Source organism: Streptomyces sp. NPDC002867 (assembly GCF_053591895.1).
Genome location: NZ_JBSFUR010000007.1, coordinates 71,275 through 89,487, shown reverse-complemented (window position 1 = coordinate 89,487; position 18,213 = coordinate 71,275). Strand labels below are relative to the sequence as shown.

Sequence of the window (18,213 nt, the reverse complement as noted above, 5' to 3'; positions counted from 1 at the left end):
GAGCTCGACAACCTGGCGAGGCTGCCCGCCGGGGTCAGCGCGCGGCTGCTCGCCAGTGACCGCGTCGTGCAACCGCCGTGGTTCGCCACGGAGTACATCCCCGGACTCACCCTGAGCGAGGCGCTGCGCCTGCACGGCGGCCCGCTGCCGGTCGACAGCCTCTGGCGGCTGCTGCGCGACGCGGCGGACGGCCTCCGCGCCGTGCACGCCGCCGACATGGTGCACCGCGACCTGAAGCCCTCCAACGTCATGCTGACCCTCGACGGCCTGACGCTCATCGACTTCGGCGTGGCGCGGGCGGCCGACCAGAGCAGGCTGACGCGGACGGGCATGGTCATCGGCACACCGGCGTACATGGCACCGGAACAGGCCGTGGCCGACCGCCGGTTGTCCCCCGCCGCGGACGTGTTCGCGCTCGGCAGCCTGCTGCTGTACGCGGCGAACGGACGTCCGCCGTTCGGCGACGGGTCCGGGCCCGACCTGCTCTACCGCATCGTCCACACCGATGCCGACCTCGGCCGGCTGCCCGACACCGACCCCGAACTGTCGGCTGTGGTCGAGTCGTGCCTCGCCAAGGATCCCTCCCAACGGCCCACGGCGGCCGAGCTGTTCGACCGCGCCCGAGGTCACGTGCCGGCCGCGACGACCTCGTTGTGGCCCCCGGACGTCATGGACCGGATCACCGAGCGGGCCGCCTTCGCCGGGAACCCGCCGCCGGCGGTCGGGCCCGAGCCGGAGTCGCCGGGCCCCGAGACCCCGCAGCCGGCGCGCGGGCCCGGATCGACGGAACCCGACACGCCCCCGGCCGAGGCGGTCGGCCCGGCCTCGCGCAAGCCGCGTGAGCGCCGCACCCGCGTGCTGGTCCTCGCACTGCCCGTCGTGGTGGTCGTGGGCACGACCCTCACCATCGCCCTCGGCCCCTTCGACGGCTCTTCCGAGGGCGCGGGCCCCGGCCCCTCGACCCCGACGGCCGTCGTCTCGCCCTCCGCGTCGGCGGCAGGCGGGCGGTCCCCGAAGCCCACCCCACCGGCGTCCCGCCCTCCGGGTTCCCAGCCGGGATCGAGCTCGTCGCCCGCTTCCCCGGGCACCCCAGGCGGTGGCGGGGACGACGGCACGGGAGACGCCGGCGGCAGCGCAGCCGGAGGCACGACCGGCTCCGGCGGTTCGAGCGGCTCGGGCGACTCCGGCAGCGGGGCCGGGGACAAGCCCCCGGCCCAGGCCGCGCCCTCGGGAACACACCTGCTCAGGGGCGCCTCGACGGGCCGGTGCCTGGCCGACTCGTACTCCGCCTACTCCGGCTCCTCCGTCTCCAACTCGGTGTGCGGCGAACCGTCGGGCAACGGGACCACCATGAGCTATCGGTGGACGTACACACCGGTCTCGGGCACCACATTCCGGCTGGTCAGCCGGGGCACCGGCCGTTGTATCGAATCCCGGAGCTACGCGGGGATCGCGATCGTGGACTGCAACGGCTCCGAAGCCCAGGCATGGCAGATCACCGCGACGAAGTCGAACGGCCACACCCTGCGGAACGTCGCCGACAAGACCTGCCTGGCGATGTCCGGCTCCATCGGCTTCCAGACGACCCCCTGCAACCCCTCGGAACCGGCGCAGCTCTGGCGCAACTCCTGACCGCTACGGCAGCCGGCCCTCCGCGTTCCGCTCCCGCACCCGGGCGCGCACGACGTCCGCGGGCGGGGCCGGCCGTACGTCCCCGGGCGGGCAGTCCCACTCCCGGCCCCCGCCCGGCGGCCGCAGTTGGACATACGTACCGACCCACCCCATCACCACCCCCACCCGCCCGTCGCGCGCGTCGACGGCGTAGGCCCCGAGCTCCGGGACGTCGGCCGTCACTTCTCCAGCCCCTGCAGAACGGCGGCCAGCCGCAGTGCCGTGTCGAGGTTGCAACGCCCCAGGTCCACCAGCGGATACGGCATCTCACTCGCGAGCGAGACGGGGTCGACCCGCAGCGACGGGAGCGTCACCGACACCACGTCGAGCCCGTCCCTGAGCTGGGCGACCACCTCCTCGGCGGCCCGCAGCCGCTCCGCCGATCGCACCGCATCCACCATGCCTGGCACCTCCACCACTGAGTGTTCGCTTTCCTCACCCAGCGTGTGCGCACCTCGCTAGCCTGGGAAGAGACAGCGGCCCAACAACGCGACCTGCTGATCCAGGAGTTGCACCATGCCCGGACCCAAGGATCTCGACCCGTCCACCTCACCCCGGGCACTGCTCGGCGCGGAACTGCGCCACGCCCGCATGAAGGCGGGCCTCACCCAGGACGAGTTGGGCCGTCCGCTGTTCGTGAGCGGCTCCTACATCGGCCAGATGGAGGCGGGCACACGCCGCATCCTGCGCGAGCACGCGGTCCAACTGGACGAGGTGTTGGGTACGGAGGACTTCTTCACGCGCAACTGCGAGGTGTCCAACAAGTCGCAGTATCCGGACCACTTCGCGGAGGCGGCGGAGGCGGAGGCGATGGCGGAGACGATCCGCGTCTACGAGCCGCTGCTCATCCCGGGGCTGTTGCAGACGGAGGCCTACGCGCGGGCGGTGTTCCGGGCGTATCACCCGACGGCGACGGAGGAGGCGATCAACGATCTGGTGGAGGCGAGACTGGACCGCGCGCGTCTGCTCGCCGATCCGACAAAGCCGTTGTTGTGGACGGTGCTGGACGAGGCGGTGTTACGCCGGAAGGTCGTGGGGACGAAGGAGGCGCTGCGACATGTGGCGGACCTGGCCCGGCGCCACCGGATCATCGTGCAGGTGATGACGTTCGACGCGGGCGCGCACGCCTCCCTGGAAGGGCCGATCAAGCTGATGACCTTCCCCGACGCACCGCCACTCGCCTATCTCCAGGGCCTGGGATCAGGACAGTTGGAGGACGATCCGGCAACGGTCACCCGTCACGCCCTGACCTACGATCTCCTCAGGGCCAGCGCGCTGTCGCCGGAAACATCCTTGGCCCTGATCGAGTCAGTGGCGGAGGATGACGCGCATGGAGATCAGCAGCCCTGAGTACGACGTGACGGCGGCCGTCTGGCGCAAGTCCAGCTACAGCGGCGGCAGCGGCGGCGAGTGCCTCGAAGTCGCCGACGCCCACCCCGGCATCGTCCCCGTCCGCGACTCCAAGAACCCCGACGGCCCGCGCCTGGTCTTCCCGGCCGCCGCCTGGTCGATGTTCGTCGCCGGCCTGAAGCGCACGTAACCGTCCCGGATCTCGGGCGTCGAGAGCCGAGCGCCTTTTCTGCGGAAGGGAAGGAAGGGCCTCAACCCACCCTCCCACCCTGCCGGTTGGCATGCACGTGGACTTTCCGCGACCGACTTGCCACGGAGCGTCATCACGCTCTAGCGTTCCGATAAACGAACAACCCCCGACAGGTGCGGGAACACCTGCGGGGGTCTGACCATCGAGATCGAAACGAGCGATCCCATGGATGACATCCAGCTTAGTGCTGCCCAGCACCCCCTCGCCAACCCCGGCTACGGCAAACGGACGGTTTCCGACCAACTTCCACGTACCGCCGACGACTTCACGCACCTCCCGCCCCGCGAGGGGGCGATCGCCGCGTACATCGACAGGCTGCCGGACAACAGCGACATCTCCGTGAAGACGCTGGCCAAGTACACCCCGTACGGCCAGACGGAAGTCGGGAAGGCGCTCAACCACCTGATCGCGGCGGGCCATCTGCGCCGCGGCCTGGAGTCGGTCACGGTGGCCTCGGGCAGCACACAGTGGGTCACCCGCACGTGGTGGTCCCGTACCGCGCGGGACGACGCATGGTGGACGGCGTACGCGAAGGGCGACGTCCCGCCCGAGGAGGCCGACAGACGTCGGCCCACCCGCTCACGCGCATACATCCTGCTGGCCGCACTGGGCCGGACGAACCCGGTGATGTCACTGTCCCACGCCGACTGCACGGCGCTCGCGCCGCTGGTGGACGAGTGGTTCGCGCGGGAGGTCACCGAGCGGCAGGTGGTGCACGCGCTCACGGACGGCCTCCCGGTCCCGGTCCACCACCCGGCTGCGCTGGCCCGCCGCCGCCTGATCGACAAGCTCCCACCCGCACCGCCAGCGAAGCCCCGCCCGGTCCGCATCCTCGAATGCGCCGAGTGCGGACATCCGGCCGGCGCGGGAGACCTGCGGTCCGGCAAGTGCGCCCGCTGCCGAGGTGCCCGCACGGCCCCGCCCCCGACGCTCCCACCGGCCCGCGTCCACGCCCTGGCGACCCTGGCCCGCGCGGCGGCGTCCCGCACCCCTGAGAGGTCACCTTCATGACATCGCAGCTCACTCACCCCATGAGCGGGGCACGATGGTGGGGAGGAGGCGAAGCCATGACCCACATCAGCGCCGACAGTCCCGAGATGTCCGTCGAGGACTTCGAGGAGCTCGCCCGTCATGCCCCCGAGACGGTGACGCTCGAACTCATCAACGGAAGGCTGAGGGTCAAGCCCGTGCCCAACGGTGACCACGGAGCAATCTTCATGTGGCTGCTGCGACAGTGCATGCAACACCGCCCGGACCTTGATCTCTACCCCGAGCGTGGGCTCGTGATCGAGGGCTACCGCAAGGGCCGCTGCCGCCCGGACGGCACGCTCGTTCCGTCCGGCCACTTCGCCGGCCACGGTGAGTGGTCGAGCACCGAGGGAGTGCTCATGACCGTCGAGGTCACCTCGCACGACTTCGACACCGAGCGCCGCGACCGGGTCGAGAAGCGCGACGGCTACGCACGGGCCGAGATCCCCGTGTACCTCCTGGTCGACCGCGATTCCCACACCGTCGTCGTCCACAGCGAGCCCAAGGAGGGCTTCTACCACCTCGTACGGACCTACGGATACGGCGAGACGGTTGAACTCCCCCACCCCGTCGACATCACCCTCGAAACCGAGAAGCTCAAGGACTACGCCGGCTGACCCGCGCAGGACACGTCCCTTCCCGGCCGCTCCCCCGCGACAGGGACCGGGTCACCGTCGCGTCCCCGCACGTTTCCACCGGGGGGGTTTGCCCCACCCCATAAAGGGAGGGCCCAGGGGAACGCCCGAGGGCGGCACCCCTGGGAGTGGGGTGCCGCCCTCGGTCCGTACAGCTTCTGAACTGCCGATCCGCGAAGGATCAGAAGTCCATGTCACCGCCCGGCATGCCGCCACCGGCAGGCGCGGAGGCCTTCTCCGGCTTGTCGGCGATGACGGCCTCGGTGGTGAGGAACAGCGCCGCGATGGAGGCCGCGTTCTGCAGAGCGGAACGGGTGACCTTCGCGGGGTCGATGATGCCCTCGGCGATCATGTCGACGTACTCGCCGGTCGCGGCGTTCAGACCGTGGCCGACGGGCAGGTTGCGCACCTTCTCCACGATGACGCCACCCTCGAGACCACCGTTGACGGCGATCTGCTTGAGCGGGGCCTCGAGCGCGAGCTTCACGGCGTTGGCGCCGGTCGCCTCGTCGCCCTGGAGCTCGAGCTTCTCGAAGACCGAGGAGGCCTGGATCAGCGCCACGCCACCACCGGCGACGATGCCCTCCTCGACGGCCGCCTTCGCGTTGCGAACGGCGTCCTCGATGCGGTGCTTGCGCTCCTTGAGCTCGACCTCGGTCGCGGCGCCGGCCTTGATGACGGCCACGCCGCCGGCCAGCTTCGCGAGGCGCTCCTGGAGCTTCTCGCGGTCGTAGTCCGAGTCGCTGTTCTCGATCTCGGCGCGGATCTGGTTGACGCGACCGGCAACCTGGTCGCTGTCACCGGCACCGTCGACGATCGTGGTCTCGTCCTTGGTGATGACGACCTTGCGGGCGCGGCCCAGCAGGTCCAGGCCGGCGTTCTCGAGCTTGAGGCCGACCTCCTCGGAGATGACCGTGCCGCCCGTGAGGATGGCGATGTCGTTCAGCATGGCCTTGCGGCGGTCGCCGAAGCCCGGGGCCTTGACGGCGACGGACTTGAAGGTGCCGCGGATCTTGTTCACGACGAGCGTGGACAGGGCCTCGCCCTCGACGTCCTCGGCGATGATCAGCAGCGGCTTGCCGGACTGCATGACCTTCTCCAGCAGCGGAAGGAGGTCCTTCACGTTGCCGACCTTGGAGTTGACGATCAGGATGTACGGGTCGTCGAGGGACGCCTCCATACGCTCCATGTCGGTGGCGAAGTACGCCGAGATGTAGCCCTTGTCGAAGCGCATACCCTCGGTGAGCTCCAGCTCCAGACCGAAGGTCTGGGACTCCTCGACGGTGATGACGCCTTCCTTGCCGACCTTGTCCATGGCCTCGGCGATGAGCTCACCGATCTGGGTGTCGGCGGCGGAGATGGAGGCCGTGGAAGCGATCTGCTCCTTGGTCTCGACATCCTTCGCCTGCTCGAGCAGGGCGCCGGAGACGGCCTCGACGGCCTTCTCGATGCCGCGCTTGAGGGCCATCGGGTTGGCGCCGGCGGCCACGTTGCGCAGACCCTCGCGGACGAGCGCCTGGGCGAGAACGGTCGCGGTGGTCGTACCGTCACCGGCGACGTCGTCCGTCTTCTTGGCGACTTCCTTGACCAGCTCGGCGCCGATCTTCTCGTACGGGTCCTCGAGCTCGATCTCCTTGGCGATGGACACACCATCGTTGGTGATCGTGGGGGCGCCCCACTTCTTCTCGAGGACGACGTTGCGACCCTTGGGGCCAAGGGTGACCTTGACGGCGTCGGCGAGCTGGTTCATCCCGCGCTCGAGACCGCGCCGTGCCTCCTCGTCGAACGCGATGATCTTGGCCATGTGAAGTGGTCCTCCCGGACTGGGGTGGATTGCTTCGGATCGCATCCGGCGCCCGCGACGGACGGCCTGCGCGCCGTGTGGTTCCTTGCCCCACCCGGCCTGCGGACCTCACCGACCCGATCCAAGTTCTGTCACTCTCACTGGGAGAGTGCTAACGCCAATGATTAGCACTCGCCCCCGGAGAGTGCAAGCGCCTCACGCTCACGGCGCACGACGGACGGCCTTCACGGCGCACGGCGGGCGGCTCCCACGGCGGCCGTCACGGCAGCCCTCACGGCGAGGGCCACGGCGGACCTCGCGACGAAGCACGAGGGGCCCGCATCCCGGTCTGTGGGATGCGGACCCCTCGCGCGTGAGTGCGTCGGTGGCCGAACGCGCCTGGATCAGTTGGATCAGACGGCGAGCTTGACCATGTCAGCCTGCGGACCCTTCTGGCCCTGCGAGATCTCGAACTCGACTCGCTGACCCTCTTCAAGGGTGCGGTATCCGTCCATCTGGATCGCACTGTAGTGGACGAAAACATCCGCACCACCGTCGACCGCGATGAAGCCGTACCCCTTCTCCGCGTTGAACCACTTGACGGTGCCCTGAGCCATGCCTAACTCCCCTATTACTGGCCCTTGCACAGGACCGCACTTCGCGGACCCGGGTCAGACCTCACCCCAGCAGGAGGGGTGTGCGCCGGAACGCGTCGACCGCGGCTGAATGTATCTGCCCAACTGCCCTCTGCAACAGGTCAATCGGACGAGAAATCTGGGCAGGACCGATCGGCCGATCCATGCGAATTCATTGAATTCCAGGGCAAGTCGGGCCCGGCAAAGTGCCACTTTCGACGCATTTCGATCGCTTACTTTGGCGCATTCTTGTGGAGCGGGAACGCATTGCCGAGCGGCCGGCGGAGGGGGCTTCCCAGACTCTACCGCGCTCAACCATGCAGAATTGCCCCCTCCGCTTCTCTCGCGGACGGGGCAATTCTGATAACGCGGTGTGACGCGGAGGAGATCAGCCGCCGGCGACGGCGGGGATGATCGAGACGCCCGCACCGTCCGGCGTCGCCGTCTCCAGGCCCTGCTCGAAGCGGACGTCGTCGTCGTTCACGTACACGTTGACGAAGCGGCGCAGCTTGCCCTGGTCGTCCAGGACGCGGGCCGCGATGCCCGTGTGGTTCTTCTCCAGGTCCGCGATGACCTCGGCCAGGGTCGCGCCCTCGGCGGGAACCTCGGCCTGCCCGCCCGTGTACGTGCGGAGGATGGTGGGGATACGGACGTTGACGCTCATGCGAGGCCAGCCTCTCGGAAAGAGTCCAGGTTGGGTCGGATGACAGCGGTCATACCCGTCGTGGGCGCCACCGCGTCGAGGGTCTTCAGGCCGTCACCCGTGTTGACGACGACCGTGGTGAGGGACGGGTCGATGGCACCGGCCTCGATCAGCTTCTTCGCCACACCGAGGGTCGTGCCGCCTGCGGTCTCCGTGAAGATGCCCTCCGTGCGGGCCAGCAGCTTGATCGCGTCCACGATCTGCTCGTCGGTGACGTCCTCGACCGCGCCGCCGGTGCGGCGGCAGATGTCCAGGACGTACGGGCCGTCGGCCGGGTTGCCGATCGCCAGGGACTTGGCGATGGTGTCGGGCTTCTGCGGCTTGACCACGTCGTGGCCCGCCTTGAAGGCGACGGACACCGGGGAGCAGCCCTCGGCCTGGGCGCCGAAGATCTTGTAGGGCTTGTCCTCGACCAGACCCAGCTTGATCAGCTCTTGCAGCCCCTTGTCGATCTTGGTGAGCTGGGAGCCGGAGGCGATCGGGATGACGATCTGGTCGGGCAGCCGCCAGCCGAGCTGCTCGCAGATCTCGTACGCGAGCGTCTTGGAGCCCTCGGCGTAGTACGGGCGGAGGTTGACGTTCACGAAGCCCCAGCCCTCGCCGGCCGGGTCCCCGATGAGCTCGGAGCAGAAGCGGTTGACGTCGTCGTAGTTGCCCTCGATGCCGACCAGTTCACCGCCGTAGACCGCGGCCATGATGACCTTGCCCTGCTCCAGGTCGTGCGGGATGAACACGCAGGAGCGGAAGCCGGCACGGGCCGCCGCGGCGCCGACTGCGCCCGCGAGGTTGCCGGTGGAGGAGCAGGAGAGGGTGGTGAAGCCGAAGGCGCGGGCGGCCTCCAGGGCCTGGGCGACGACGCGGTCCTTGAAGGAGTGCGTCGGGTTGCCGGAGTCGTCCTTGACGAACAGCTTGCCGGCCTCGACGCCCAGCTCACGGGCGAGGTTGTCGGCCTTGACGAGCTTGGTCCAGCCGGGGTTCAGGTTGGGCTTGTCCGCGACGTCGGCAGGGACGGGCAGCAGCGGGGCGTAGCGCCAGATGTTCTCGGGGCCGGACTCGATCTGCTCGCGCAGGGCTTCGGGGTCGCCGCTCGGCACGTCGTACGCGACTTCGAGCGGCCCGAAACAGACCTCGCACGCGAAGATCGGACCGAGGTCGAACCGCTCGCCGCACTCGCGACAGGAGAGCCCGGAGGCGGGGCCCAGGTCGACGGATCCGGTGGAACCAGCGGATTCGTTGGTGGTGGCAACAGTCTGCACAGCCATGGAGGCGAGGCCCTTTCTCCTCATCTTCCCCGCGGCGCATCTCGCCGCGAGACGGAATTGGCACCTTCCCTAGCCGTGAGCCTCGCGCGATGTGCGCAGAGATCGGCTGGAGGGTTGCCGGGGCTTCAACGGGCCGTATCCCTCTGCCCCTCTGGATGAGCGGTATTCGATTGTCGGCGCGGTGACCCCGACATGCGGCGGCCATGCGCGTTGTTCAAGACTGTAACCGAACCCCTGGACGCTTGAGATGGTCGTCCGATCCGCGAGATGGAGATCACGTGCTGGATGAGGTGGAGCGCTGGCTCGCCCGACGATCCTGGTCGGTGGCCGACCGCCCTCTCGGCCGGCTGCTGGCCGCCAAGAAGAACACCACGGTCAGCGTGGTGCTGCCGGCCCTGAACGAGGAGGAGACGGTCGGGGAGATCGTCTCCACGATACGCGACGCGCTGATGTCGGGCCCCGTTCCGCTGGTCGACGAACTGGTGGTGATCGACTCGGCGTCGAGCGACCGCACGGCCGAGGTGGCCGCCGCGGCGGGCGCGCGGGTGGTCCACCGGGACGCCGTCCTGCCGCGCATACCGGCGGTGCCGGGCAAGGGCGATGTGCTCTGGCGGTCACTGATGGTGACCACTGGTGACATCGTGTGCTTCGTCGACGCGGACCTGCGCGCGTTCTCCCCGGACTTCGTCGTCGGGATCGTCGGGCCGCTGCTGACCGACCCCGAAGTGCAGTTCGTCAAGGCGATGTACGACCGCCCGCTCGGTGCCGCCCCCGCTCAGGGTGGCCGGGTGACGGAGCTGGTGGCGCGGCCGCTGCTGAACCTGCACTGGCCGCAACTGGCCGGTTTCGTCCAGCCGCTGGGTGGCGAGTACGCGGCCCGGCGCTCCCTGCTGGAGCAACTGCCGTTCCCGGTCGGTTACGGAGTGGAGCTGGGCCTGCTGGTGGACGCCCTCAACCTGGTGGGACTCGACGCGCTCGCACAGGTCGACGTGGGCACGCGCAGGCACCGCCACCAGGACGGGCAGGCTCTTGGCCGGATGGCGGCGACGATCTACCGCACGGCGCAACTGAGGCTGGCCCGCGGCCATTTGGTGCGGCCGGAGCTCACCCAGTTCGTGCGCGGCGAGCACGGATTCGTGCCGCGGAACCACCCGGTGGACACCGAGGAGCGGCCGCCTATGCGCGAGATCGGTGAGTACGCGGCGCGTCGCGCGGCATAAGCCGATACCTCCATCCATTTTGTCTAACTTTCCCCTGTATGAACCTCATGGACCTCACCGACTTCATGGACGTCATGCGCGGGATCCAGGGCACGGCGCCGGCCCTGGCCGCCGAGGGGCCGCGGCACACCGGTGAGCCGGCCCGCACCGGTTCCACCGCCGAGCAGCTGTGGCTGCTCGGCGGGGTCGCACTCAGCCTGACCGCGGCGGGCGCGGTCGCCGTCGCGGCCGCCCGTGGCCGGAAACGTGACACTGACCCACGGCGCGGCCGCACGCACGTTTGAGGCCATACGGGACGGGCTAGGTTCGCCACATGGTCACCGACGCTGCTCAGATCCTCGTCGCCTCCAACCGCGGCCCGGTCTCCTACTCACCGGACGGCAAGGGCGGGCTCGACGCCCGCCGCGGCGGAGGCGGCCTCGTCTCCGGCCTCTCCGCGATCGGCTCCGACGCGCAGTCGCTGTGGGTGTGCGCCGCCCTCGGCGACGGCGACCGCGAGGCCGTGCGGCGCGGGGTGAGCGAGCCGGGCGTCAGGATGCTCGACATCGATCCGGCCATCCACTCCGACGCATACAACGGCATCGCGAACTCGGTGCTGTGGTTCGTGCACCACATGCTCTACCAGACTCCGCTGGAGCCGGTCTTCGACCGGGAGTTCCGTCGGCAGTGGGACGCCTACCGGGCCTACAACAGTGCCTTCGCCGAGGCGCTGGCCGCCGAAGCGGCACAGGGCGCGGCGGTGCTCGTGCAGGACTACCACCTCGCGCTGGTGCCGGGGATGCTGCGCCAGATGCGCCCCGACCTGCGGATCGGCCACTTCACGCACACGCCGTGGGCGCCCCCGGACTACTTCGGGCTGCTGCCGGACGACGTCGCCGAGGAGCTGCTGCGGGGGATGCTGGGCGCGGACCGGCTGGGCTTCCTGACGCAGCGGTGGGCGGACGCGTTCGCCGCGTGCTGCGAGCGGGTCACCGGCGGCACCGGCACGACGGAGATCGGGGTCCACGGGCTCGGCGCCGACGCGGACTTCCTGCGCGAGCGGGCGCACCGGCCGGACGTGGCGGAACAGATGGCGCAGCTGCGCGAGCAGGTGGGCGAGGGCCGCAGGACGATCGTGCGCGTCGACCGGACCGAGCTGTCCAAGAACATCGTGCGTGGTCTGCTGGCGTACCAGGAGCTGCTGGAGACCCGCCCCGAGTGGCGCGAGCGGGTCGTCCACATCGCACTCGCCTACCCGTCGCGGCAGGACCTCGCGGTCTACCGGGACTACACGGCCGAGGTCTCCCGGATCGCCGCCGAGATCAACGAGCGGTACGGCACCGCGGGCTGGACCCCGGTCGTCGTCCACGTCAAGGACGACTTCGCCCGCTCGCTCGCCGCGTACCGGCTGGCCGACGTCGCCCTCGTCAACCCCATCCGGGACGGCATGAACCTGGTCGCCAAGGAGGTCCCGGTCGTCTCGGACGCGGGGTGCGCGCTGGTGCTGTCCCGCGAGGCGGGGGCGTACTGGGACCTGGGCGAGGACGCGATCACGGTCAACCCGTACGACGTGACCGGCACGGCGGAGGCGCTGCACGCGGCGCTGACGATGCCGGACGCCGAACGGGCGGAGCGCACCAAGCGCCTGTCGGCGGCGGCGACGTCGCTGCCGCCGCGGCGCTGGTTCCTGGACCAACTGGAGGCCCTGCGGGCATGACGCCCGGGGGCTCCGGAGGAGCCCGTCCGGGGGTCCCTCCCACGGCCGCCAGGCCGTAGGGGGAGATTGAGGACACCGCGCGAAGCGCGGTACGGGGTCTGGGGCGAAGCCCCAGTTCGGGAAGGGGCGGGGTGGGGAAAACGCAGCCCGCAGGGCTAGACCCGTTCCGCCAGCGCCGCCAGCAGCGACGCCACCGCCCCCGGCCCCGGCACCACCAGATCCGCGCGGGACGCCAGCTCCGGGACCTCGGTGCCACTGCACACCAGCAGTCCCGGCACCCCGTCCGACCGCAGCTTCTCGACCGCGCCGTACGCGGGCAGGTCGCCCAGGTCGTCCCCGGCGTAGAGCACGGCCGTGGCGCCCACCTCCCGCACGTACTCCGCGAGCGCGACGCCCTTGTCCATGCCCGGCGGGCGCAGTTCCAGGACCATGCGGCCCGGCTCCAGGATCAGGCCGTGGCGGGAGGCGAGCGCGGCGAGCGGTTCGCGCAGGGCCTCGTAGGCGCCCTGCGGATCCTCCGCGCGGCGCGTGTGCACGGCGACGGCCCGGCCCTTCTCCTCGATCCACGTGCCGTGCCAGGCACCGTGGCCGTCGAGGAAGCCGGGCAGCTCCGCACGCGCGGCGGCGACACCGGGGTGCGGCGCGGGCGCGTTCACGGTCCCGGTGAGGGCGTCCCAGCGCTCGGCGCCGTAGTGCCCGAGGACCACCAGGTGGTCGAGACCCTCGACGCCCGCGAAACCTCCGTAGCGCACGGCGACCCCGGCGGGCCGGCCCGTGATCACCGCGACGGACGCGATCTTCGGGGCGAGGGCGGCCAGCGCCGGTACGGCGGCGGGGTGGGCGCGCGCCTGCTCGGGGTCGGGCACGATCTCGGCGAGCGTGCCGTCGAAATCGAGGGCCACGACGGCCCCGGCGGGCCGGTCGAGCAGTGCCGCGAGCCCGTCGCGGCCTGCGGGGGTGGACGGCGTCGGCAGAGTGTGTGCGTACGGGGAGCTGCCCATGCACCCGACCTTATCGGCGACTTCTCCTGGCGTCCCTCACACGGCGAAGCCGGTTGACGGTGACAGGGTCGTGGGCGAGGGCGCGCGGGTCGTCGAGGAGGGCGTTGAGGAGCTGGTAGTAGCGCACCGGGGACATCCCCAGCTGCTCCCTGATCGCCCGCTCCTTGGCCCCGGGCCCGGCCCAGGACCGTCGCTCCACCCCTAGGACGGCGCGCTCACGCTCGGTCAGCGTGGGCTCGTCGGTCATACGAACCAACCTATCGCCGCGAGGAGGCGCACGGGGACACCCTCGGGGACATCGGTGCCCGCTCGCCCCGCCCGGGCGCGGCTACTCCGCGGCTTCCGCCGCATCGGCCTCGCGGGCGATGCGGCCGAGGACGCTCGCGGGGCTTCCGCCCGGCTCGACCGCCTTGCCGATGTTCTTCTTGACGCTCTCGCTGACCGCGGCCCACGACGTCTTGCCGACGGGCGGGAGAACGGAACCGGGCAGCTCCTGCAGGAACGCCTTCAGGTCCTTGTGCGCCGGGTCCAGCTCCATCGCCTCGGAGGCGGAGACGGTCACCGGGAGCAGGTCGTTCTGGTCGGCGAAGTCCAGGACGTTCTTGTCGGTGAAGACGAAGTCGAGGAACGTGCCGATCTCCTTGCGGTGCCCGTTCTCCTTGAAGCCCATGATCCAGTCGGCGACGCCCATCGACGCCTTGGCCTCGCCGTGCCGGCCCGGCAGGGCGACCTTGCCGACCTCGATGCCCTTCTTCTCGGCGGCCTGCATGAGGGAGGGGTGGCCGTTGAGCATGCCGACCTCGCCGCGCGTGAACGCCGCGAAGGCGTCCTTGCGGTTGAGCTTCCCGGGGGCGACCGGACCGGTCAGGCCCTCCTCGACGAGGTGGTCCTTCAGCCACTGGAAGGTGTCGACGTTGCGCTGCGAGTCGATCGTGTACTTGTCGACCGGGTCCGTGTAGCCGTCGCCGCCGCTGAGCAGCCACATCATCGTCTCGGCCTGGGCCTCCTCGGGCCCGAGCGGCAGGGCGAAGGGGTAGGTGGCGCCGGTGCCGGCCTTCAGCTTCCGGGCGGCCTCCTCCAGGTCGGCCCAGGTCTTCGGCTCGTCCTCGACGCCGGCCTCGGCGAACAGCTTCTTGTTGTAGAAGAGCAGCCGGGTCGAGGCGACGAAGGGCAGTCCGTACTGGGTGCGCTTCTGCTCGCCCGCCTCGGTGAGCGGGCCGAGAAAGTTGGACTGCACGGGGATGGAGAGCAGCTGGTCCGCGGACCAGAGCTTGTCGGCGGCCGCGTAGTCGGCGTAGGAGCCGATCTGCGCGATGTCGGGGGCCTCTCCGGCCTCGACCATCTCGGCGACCTTGCGGTCGACGTCGTTCCAGGACTCGATCTGGACCTCGACCTCGATGCCGGGGTTCTCGGCCTCGAACGCGGCCGTGAGGTCGGCCCAGTAGGTCTTGCTGCTCTCGCCGCCGGCGACGTCGTAGTCGGCGGCCACCAGCTTGAGGGTGACGTGGTCGGATTCGTTGCCGCAGCCGCTCAGCGCGACCGTCGTGCCGAGTGCGGCGACTGCCGCGGTCAGACCTCTGAAGGGCCGCTTCACGGCACTCCCCCACCCTCTGCTGTCAGTTGTCGATTTGCCCCGGTCGGTCCCCCGTGACGTCCTGCGAGACGAGCATCGATTCTTCCATGTCCGTTCATGAGGTCTACACCATTGCCGGTATCGCTTTCACAACGCCCCGCCAGGGCGCACCCCATCACGGCTCGCGCTTTTGTATGGCGCGACAACAATCCCCCCTACTGGACTAGACCTGTTCCCGGTCCACGCGCCACACTGTCTTCGTGAGACACGTCATCGCCCTCGATGTGGGCGGCACCGGAATGAAGGCCGCCCTGGTCGGGGCGGACGGGACACTGCTGCACGAGGCGCGGCGCGCCACGGGGCGGGACCGGGGAGCCGACGCCGTCGTCGCGTCCATCCTCGACTTCGCGGCGGACCTCCGCGCCCACGGCCAGGCGCACCTCGGCCGCCCGGCCGAGGCCGCCGGACTCGCCGTGCCCGGCATCGTCGACGCCGAACGCGGCATCGCCGTCTACGCCGCCAACCTCGGCTGGCGCGGCGTCCCCCTCCGTGACCTGCTCGCCGAGCGGCTCGGCGGCGTGCCCGTCGCCCTCGGCCACGACGTCCGCACCGGCGGCCTCGCCGAGGGCCGGATCGGAGCGGGCCGCGGCGCCGACCGGTTCCTCTTCGTCCCTCTCGGCACCGGCATCGCCGGCGCCATCGGCATCGACGGGACCATCGAGGCCGGCGCGCACGGCTGCGCGGGCGAGATCGGCCACGTCGTCGTACGGCCCGGCGGCCCCGAGTGCGGCTGCGGCCGGCGCGGCTGCCTGGAGACCCTCGCCTCCGCCTCCGCCGTCACCCGTGCCTGGGCCGCTGCCTCTGGCGACCCGGGCGCCGACGCCGCCGACTGCGCCAAGGCCGTCGAGTCCGGCGACCCGGCGGCCCTGCGGGTCTGGCAGGACGCCGTGGACGCGCTCGCCGACGGGCTCGTCACCGCGCTCACCCTGCTGGACCCCCGCACGCTGATCATCGGTGGCGGCCTCGCCGAGGCCGGGGAAACCTTGTTCACACCGCTGCGGGCGGCCGTCGAGGAACGCGTCACGTTCCAGCAGCTGCCCGACATCGTCCCGGCGGCCCTCGGGGACACCGCCGGGTGCCTGGGCGCAGGACTGCTCGCCTGGGATCTACTCACGGAGGTAACCGCCTGATGGCCGCCAGCACCGGAAGCACCACGAGCACCGTTCTCGCCGGAGCCCGTGTGGTGCTGCCGACCGGGACCGTGGAGAACGGCCGGATCGCCGTCGAGGGCACGAGGATCGCCGCGTCCGCACCCGGCGACGCCCCCGCGCTCGACCTGTCCGGGCACTGGATCGTCCCCGGCTTCGTGGACCTCCACAACCACGGCGGCGGCGGAGCCTCCTTCACCTCCGGCACCGCCGACGAGGTGCTCCGGGGCGTGCAGACGCACCGCCACCACGGCACGACCACCCTGGTCGCCTCCACCGTCACCGGCGACATGGACTTCCTCGCGCACCGCGCCGGTTTCCTGTCCGAGCTCGTCGAACAGGGCGACCTCGCGGGCATCCACTTCGAGGGCCCGTTCATCTCGCCCTGCCGCAAGGGCGCCCACAGCGAGGCGCTGCTGCGCGACCCCGACCCGGCCGAGGTCCGCAAACTGGTCGACGCGGCGCGCGGCACCGCGAGGATGATGACGCTCGCCACCGAACTGCCGGGCGGCATCGACTCCGTACGGCTGCTGTCCGAGCACGGCGTCATCGCGGCGATCGGGCACACGGACGCCACGTACGAGCAGACCCGTGAGGCGATCGACGCCGGCGCCACCGTCGCCACGCACCTGTTCAACGCCATGCCCGCGCTCGGCCACCGCGCGCCCGGACCGATCGCCGCGCTGCTCGAGGACGAGCGGGTCACCGTCGAGCTCATCAACGACGGCACCCACCTGCACCCGGCGGCCCTGGAGCTCGCCTTCCGCAGCGCGGGCGCCGGCCGGGTCGCGTTCATCACCGACGCGATGGACGCGGCGGGCTTCGGCGACGGCCGCTACCAGCTCGGACCGCTGGAGGTCGAGGTCAAGGAGGGCGTCGCGCGGCTCGTGGAGGGCGACTCGATCGCCGGTTCCACGCTCACCCTGGACACGGCGTTCAAGCGGGCCGTCACCGTCGACCGCATCGCGGTCGCGGACGTCGTGACCGCCATCTCGGCCAACCCGGCGAAGCTGCTCGGCGTGTACGACGAGGTCGGCTCGCTGGAGCCCGGCAAGTACGCGGACCTGGTCGTCCTCGACGAGGAGTTCGCGCTCAAGGGCGTGATGCGCCGCGGTGAATGGGTGGTTGCACCACAAGTGGTGTGATTTCTACGCAAACCCCGGCAAGGCGGTTGGTCACCAGGTCTTGGGCCGACCGCCTTCTGTTTGGCATGATCAGGACCCGTACGAGTACGGCAGGCGCACTATCCGGGGGTGCAGACGAGTGATCCTTACGGTCACGCTCAACGCCGCCCTGGACATCACGTACAAGATCGCCGCCCTCACCCCGCACACCACGCACCGCGTCGCCGAGGTCCGCGAACGCCCCGGCGGCAAGGGCGTCAACGTCGCCCGCGTGCTCAGCGCCCTCGGCCACGAGACCGTCGTCACCGGCTTCGCCGGCGGGCACACCGGCGCCGTGCTGCGCGAGATGCTCGCGCCGCTCGCCCCACGCGACGCGTTCGTCCCCGTCGCGGGCACCACCCGCCGCACCGTCGCCGTCGTCGACGACGCGAGCGGCGACACCACGCAGCTCAACGAGCCGGGCCCGACCGTCACGCCCGAGGAATGGTCCGCGTTCCTCGCCGCGTACGCGTCCCTCCTCGCCGAGGCCGACGCGGTCGCGCTCTGCGGCAGCCTGCCTCCGGGCATCCACGTCGGCGCCTACGCCGAACTGGTCCGCCGTGCCCGTGCCGCCGGCGTGCCCGTCCTCCTCGACACCAGCGGCGAACCGCTGCGCCGCGGCATCGCCGCCCGCCCCGACCTGATCAAGCCGAACGCCGACGAGCTCGCCCGGCTCACCGGCTCCCGCGAACCACTGCGCGCCACCCGCGACGCCCGCCGCCGCGGCGCGCACGCGGTCGTCGGCTCGCTCGGCCCAGACGGCCTGGTCGCGGCCACCCCCGACGGCGTCTGGCAGGCGTCCCCGCCCACGGCGGTCCGGGGCAATCCGACCGGCGCGGGCGACTCCGCCGTGGCAGGTCTGCTGTCCGGCCTGGTCGAAGGGCTCCCGTGGCCCGACCGGCTGGCCCGCGCCGTCGCCCTGTCGGCGGCCACGGTGCTGGCCCCCGCGGCGGGCGAGTACGACGCCGCGGCGTACGAGAAACTCCTGCCGCAGATCACGGTGACGGCTCCCTCAGGAGCATGAGCCCGCTGCG

20 protein-coding genes and 1 riboswitch are annotated in these 18,213 nt (G+C 70.9%); of the genes, 11 read left to right on the top strand and 9 right to left on the bottom strand.

Translation table 11 applies throughout. The features are described 5' to 3' along the window. Positions 1 to 66 precede the first annotated feature (66 nt). Complete coding sequence (locus ACWD0A_RS09160) at positions 67 to 1,632, top strand: protein kinase domain-containing protein (RefSeq protein ID WP_451296109.1); 1,566 nt, start codon at positions 67 to 69, stop codon at positions 1,630 to 1,632. A gap of 3 nt (positions 1,633 to 1,635) precedes the next feature. Here the strand turns inward: ACWD0A_RS09160 and ACWD0A_RS09155 are convergent, their stop codons facing one another. Further along, positions 1,636 to 1,854, bottom strand: a complete 219-nt coding sequence (locus tag ACWD0A_RS09155) for a hypothetical protein (protein ID WP_451296402.1) — start codon at positions 1,852 to 1,854, stop codon at positions 1,636 to 1,638. After that, a complete protein-coding gene (locus ACWD0A_RS09150) occupies positions 1,851 to 2,072 on the bottom strand; it encodes a hypothetical protein (RefSeq protein WP_451296107.1) in 222 nt (73 codons plus the stop codon). The genes ACWD0A_RS09155 and ACWD0A_RS09150 overlap by 4 nt, the downstream gene beginning before the upstream one ends. Before the next feature lie 115 nt (positions 2,073 to 2,187). On the opposite strand from ACWD0A_RS09150, the gene ACWD0A_RS09145 reads away from it, so the two are divergent. The 4 genes from ACWD0A_RS09145 (at position 2,188) to ACWD0A_RS09130 (ending at position 4,917) form a co-directional block, all read left to right on the top strand. After that, on the top strand, positions 2,188 to 3,021 hold the full coding sequence (locus ACWD0A_RS09145; protein WP_451296105.1) for a helix-turn-helix domain-containing protein: 834 nt from the start codon (positions 2,188 to 2,190) through the stop codon (positions 3,019 to 3,021). Beyond that, the gene (locus tag ACWD0A_RS09140; protein ID WP_451296103.1) at positions 3,002 to 3,211 is read left to right on the top strand and encodes a DUF397 domain-containing protein; all 210 of its coding nucleotides are present in this window, start codon (positions 3,002 to 3,004) and stop codon (positions 3,209 to 3,211) included. The genes ACWD0A_RS09145 and ACWD0A_RS09140 overlap by 20 nt, the downstream gene beginning before the upstream one ends. 225 nt (positions 3,212 to 3,436) lie before the next feature. Beyond that, complete coding sequence (locus ACWD0A_RS09135) at positions 3,437 to 4,282, top strand: hypothetical protein (protein ID WP_451296101.1); 846 nt, start codon at positions 3,437 to 3,439, stop codon at positions 4,280 to 4,282. Positions 4,283 to 4,338: 56 nt separating this feature from the next. After that, positions 4,339 to 4,917, top strand: coding sequence for a Uma2 family endonuclease (locus ACWD0A_RS09130; RefSeq protein WP_451296099.1), 579 nt, complete (start codon positions 4,339 to 4,341; stop codon positions 4,915 to 4,917). A gap of 199 nt (positions 4,918 to 5,116) precedes the next feature. Here ACWD0A_RS09130 and groL read toward each other — a convergent pair whose 3' ends face one another. The 4 genes from groL to thrC all read right to left on the bottom strand — a co-directional run bounded on the left by groL (position 5,117) and on the right by thrC (position 9,318). Further along, entirely contained in the window at positions 5,117 to 6,739 is a 1,623-nt protein-coding gene (groL, locus tag ACWD0A_RS09125; RefSeq protein ID WP_177150292.1) for a chaperonin GroEL, read from the bottom strand. 392 nt (positions 6,740 to 7,131) lie between these two features. Further along, the gene (locus tag ACWD0A_RS09120) at positions 7,132 to 7,335 is read right to left on the bottom strand and encodes a cold-shock protein (protein ID WP_005315736.1); all 204 of its coding nucleotides are present in this window, start codon (positions 7,333 to 7,335) and stop codon (positions 7,132 to 7,134) included. A gap of 406 nt (positions 7,336 to 7,741) precedes the next feature. Then, a complete protein-coding gene (locus ACWD0A_RS09115; RefSeq protein ID WP_018847107.1) occupies positions 7,742 to 8,017 on the bottom strand; it encodes a MoaD/ThiS family protein in 276 nt (91 codons plus the stop codon). Then, the gene (gene thrC / locus ACWD0A_RS09110) at positions 8,014 to 9,318 is read right to left on the bottom strand and encodes a threonine synthase (RefSeq protein WP_451296097.1); all 1,305 of its coding nucleotides are present in this window, start codon (positions 9,316 to 9,318) and stop codon (positions 8,014 to 8,016) included. Before thrC ends, ACWD0A_RS09115 begins: the two co-directional genes overlap by 4 nt. Positions 9,319 to 9,335: 17 nt before the next feature. Next, positions 9,336 to 9,480: riboswitch (SAM riboswitch) on the bottom strand. A 116-nt stretch (positions 9,481 to 9,596) separates the two neighbouring features. On the opposite strand from thrC, the gene ACWD0A_RS09105 reads away from it, so the two are divergent. Genes ACWD0A_RS09105 through ACWD0A_RS09095 form a run of 3 tightly spaced genes read left to right on the top strand, consistent with a single transcriptional unit; the run spans position 9,597 to position 12,234 of the window. Then, positions 9,597 to 10,538, top strand: a complete 942-nt coding sequence (locus ACWD0A_RS09105) for a glucosyl-3-phosphoglycerate synthase (protein WP_451296095.1) — start codon at positions 9,597 to 9,599, stop codon at positions 10,536 to 10,538. Positions 10,539 to 10,576: 38 nt separating this feature from the next. Then, complete coding sequence (locus tag ACWD0A_RS09100) at positions 10,577 to 10,822, top strand: hypothetical protein (RefSeq protein ID WP_451296093.1); 246 nt, start codon at positions 10,577 to 10,579, stop codon at positions 10,820 to 10,822. 29 nt (positions 10,823 to 10,851) lie between these two features. Next, positions 10,852 to 12,234, top strand: coding sequence for an alpha,alpha-trehalose-phosphate synthase (UDP-forming) (locus tag ACWD0A_RS09095; protein WP_451296091.1), 1,383 nt, complete (start codon positions 10,852 to 10,854; stop codon positions 12,232 to 12,234). 155 nt (positions 12,235 to 12,389) lie between these two features. Here ACWD0A_RS09095 and otsB read toward each other — a convergent pair whose 3' ends face one another. The 3 genes from otsB to ACWD0A_RS09080 form a co-directional block, all read right to left on the bottom strand. Next, positions 12,390 to 13,235, bottom strand: a complete 846-nt coding sequence (otsB, locus tag ACWD0A_RS09090; RefSeq protein WP_451296089.1) for a trehalose-phosphatase — start codon at positions 13,233 to 13,235, stop codon at positions 12,390 to 12,392. Between the two features lie 10 nt (positions 13,236 to 13,245). Continuing rightward, a complete protein-coding gene (locus tag ACWD0A_RS09085; RefSeq protein WP_410360688.1) occupies positions 13,246 to 13,482 on the bottom strand; it encodes a DUF3263 domain-containing protein in 237 nt (78 codons plus the stop codon). Between the two features lie 81 nt (positions 13,483 to 13,563). Then, on the bottom strand, positions 13,564 to 14,829 hold the full coding sequence (locus tag ACWD0A_RS09080) for an extracellular solute-binding protein (RefSeq protein WP_451296086.1): 1,266 nt from the start codon (positions 14,827 to 14,829) through the stop codon (positions 13,564 to 13,566). 239 nt (positions 14,830 to 15,068) lie between these two features. On the opposite strand from ACWD0A_RS09080, the gene ACWD0A_RS09075 reads away from it, so the two are divergent. From ACWD0A_RS09075 to ACWD0A_RS09065, 3 genes are all read left to right on the top strand, one after another. Next, positions 15,069 to 15,998, top strand: a complete 930-nt coding sequence (locus ACWD0A_RS09075; RefSeq protein WP_451296084.1) for an ROK family protein — start codon at positions 15,069 to 15,071, stop codon at positions 15,996 to 15,998. Beyond that, positions 15,998 to 17,161, top strand: a complete 1,164-nt coding sequence (gene nagA / locus ACWD0A_RS09070; RefSeq protein ID WP_451296082.1) for an N-acetylglucosamine-6-phosphate deacetylase — start codon at positions 15,998 to 16,000, stop codon at positions 17,159 to 17,161. The genes ACWD0A_RS09075 and nagA overlap by 1 nt, the downstream gene beginning before the upstream one ends. Positions 17,162 to 17,279: 118 nt before the next feature. Continuing rightward, positions 17,280 to 18,203: a 1-phosphofructokinase family hexose kinase gene (locus ACWD0A_RS09065; protein ID WP_451296080.1), complete on the top strand. Its 924-nt coding sequence runs from the start codon at positions 17,280 to 17,282 to the stop codon at positions 18,201 to 18,203. Positions 18,204 to 18,213 lie beyond the last annotated feature (10 nt).

Coding starts and splice junctions, on each gene's coding strand:
- ACWD0A_RS09095 (WP_451296091.1), top strand. CDS start 10,852: ATGGTCACCGACGCTGCTCAGATCCTCGTCGCCTCCAACCGCGGCCCG.
- ACWD0A_RS09145 (WP_451296105.1), top strand. CDS start 2,188: ATGCCCGGACCCAAGGATCTCGACCCGTCCACCTCACCCCGGGCACTG.
- ACWD0A_RS09115 (WP_018847107.1), bottom strand. CDS start 8,017: ATGAGCGTCAACGTCCGTATCCCCACCATCCTCCGCACGTACACGGGC.
- groL (WP_177150292.1), bottom strand. CDS start 6,739: ATGGCCAAGATCATCGCGTTCGACGAGGAGGCACGGCGCGGTCTCGAG.
- otsB (WP_451296089.1), bottom strand. CDS start 13,235: ATGGGCAGCTCCCCGTACGCACACACTCTGCCGACGCCGTCCACCCCC.
- nagA (WP_451296082.1), top strand. CDS start 15,998: ATGGCCGCCAGCACCGGAAGCACCACGAGCACCGTTCTCGCCGGAGCC.
- ACWD0A_RS09120 (WP_005315736.1), bottom strand. CDS start 7,335: ATGGCTCAGGGCACCGTCAAGTGGTTCAACGCGGAGAAGGGGTACGGC.
- thrC (WP_451296097.1), bottom strand. CDS start 9,318: ATGGCTGTGCAGACTGTTGCCACCACCAACGAATCCGCTGGTTCCACC.
- ACWD0A_RS09140 (WP_451296103.1), top strand. CDS start 3,002: ATGGAGATCAGCAGCCCTGAGTACGACGTGACGGCGGCCGTCTGGCGC.
- ACWD0A_RS09135 (WP_451296101.1), top strand. CDS start 3,437: ATGGATGACATCCAGCTTAGTGCTGCCCAGCACCCCCTCGCCAACCCC.
- ACWD0A_RS09150 (WP_451296107.1), bottom strand. CDS start 2,072: ATGGTGGATGCGGTGCGATCGGCGGAGCGGCTGCGGGCCGCCGAGGAG.
- ACWD0A_RS09100 (WP_451296093.1), top strand. CDS start 10,577: ATGAACCTCATGGACCTCACCGACTTCATGGACGTCATGCGCGGGATC.
- ACWD0A_RS09130 (WP_451296099.1), top strand. CDS start 4,339: ATGACCCACATCAGCGCCGACAGTCCCGAGATGTCCGTCGAGGACTTC.
- ACWD0A_RS09085 (WP_410360688.1), bottom strand. CDS start 13,482: ATGACCGACGAGCCCACGCTGACCGAGCGTGAGCGCGCCGTCCTAGGG.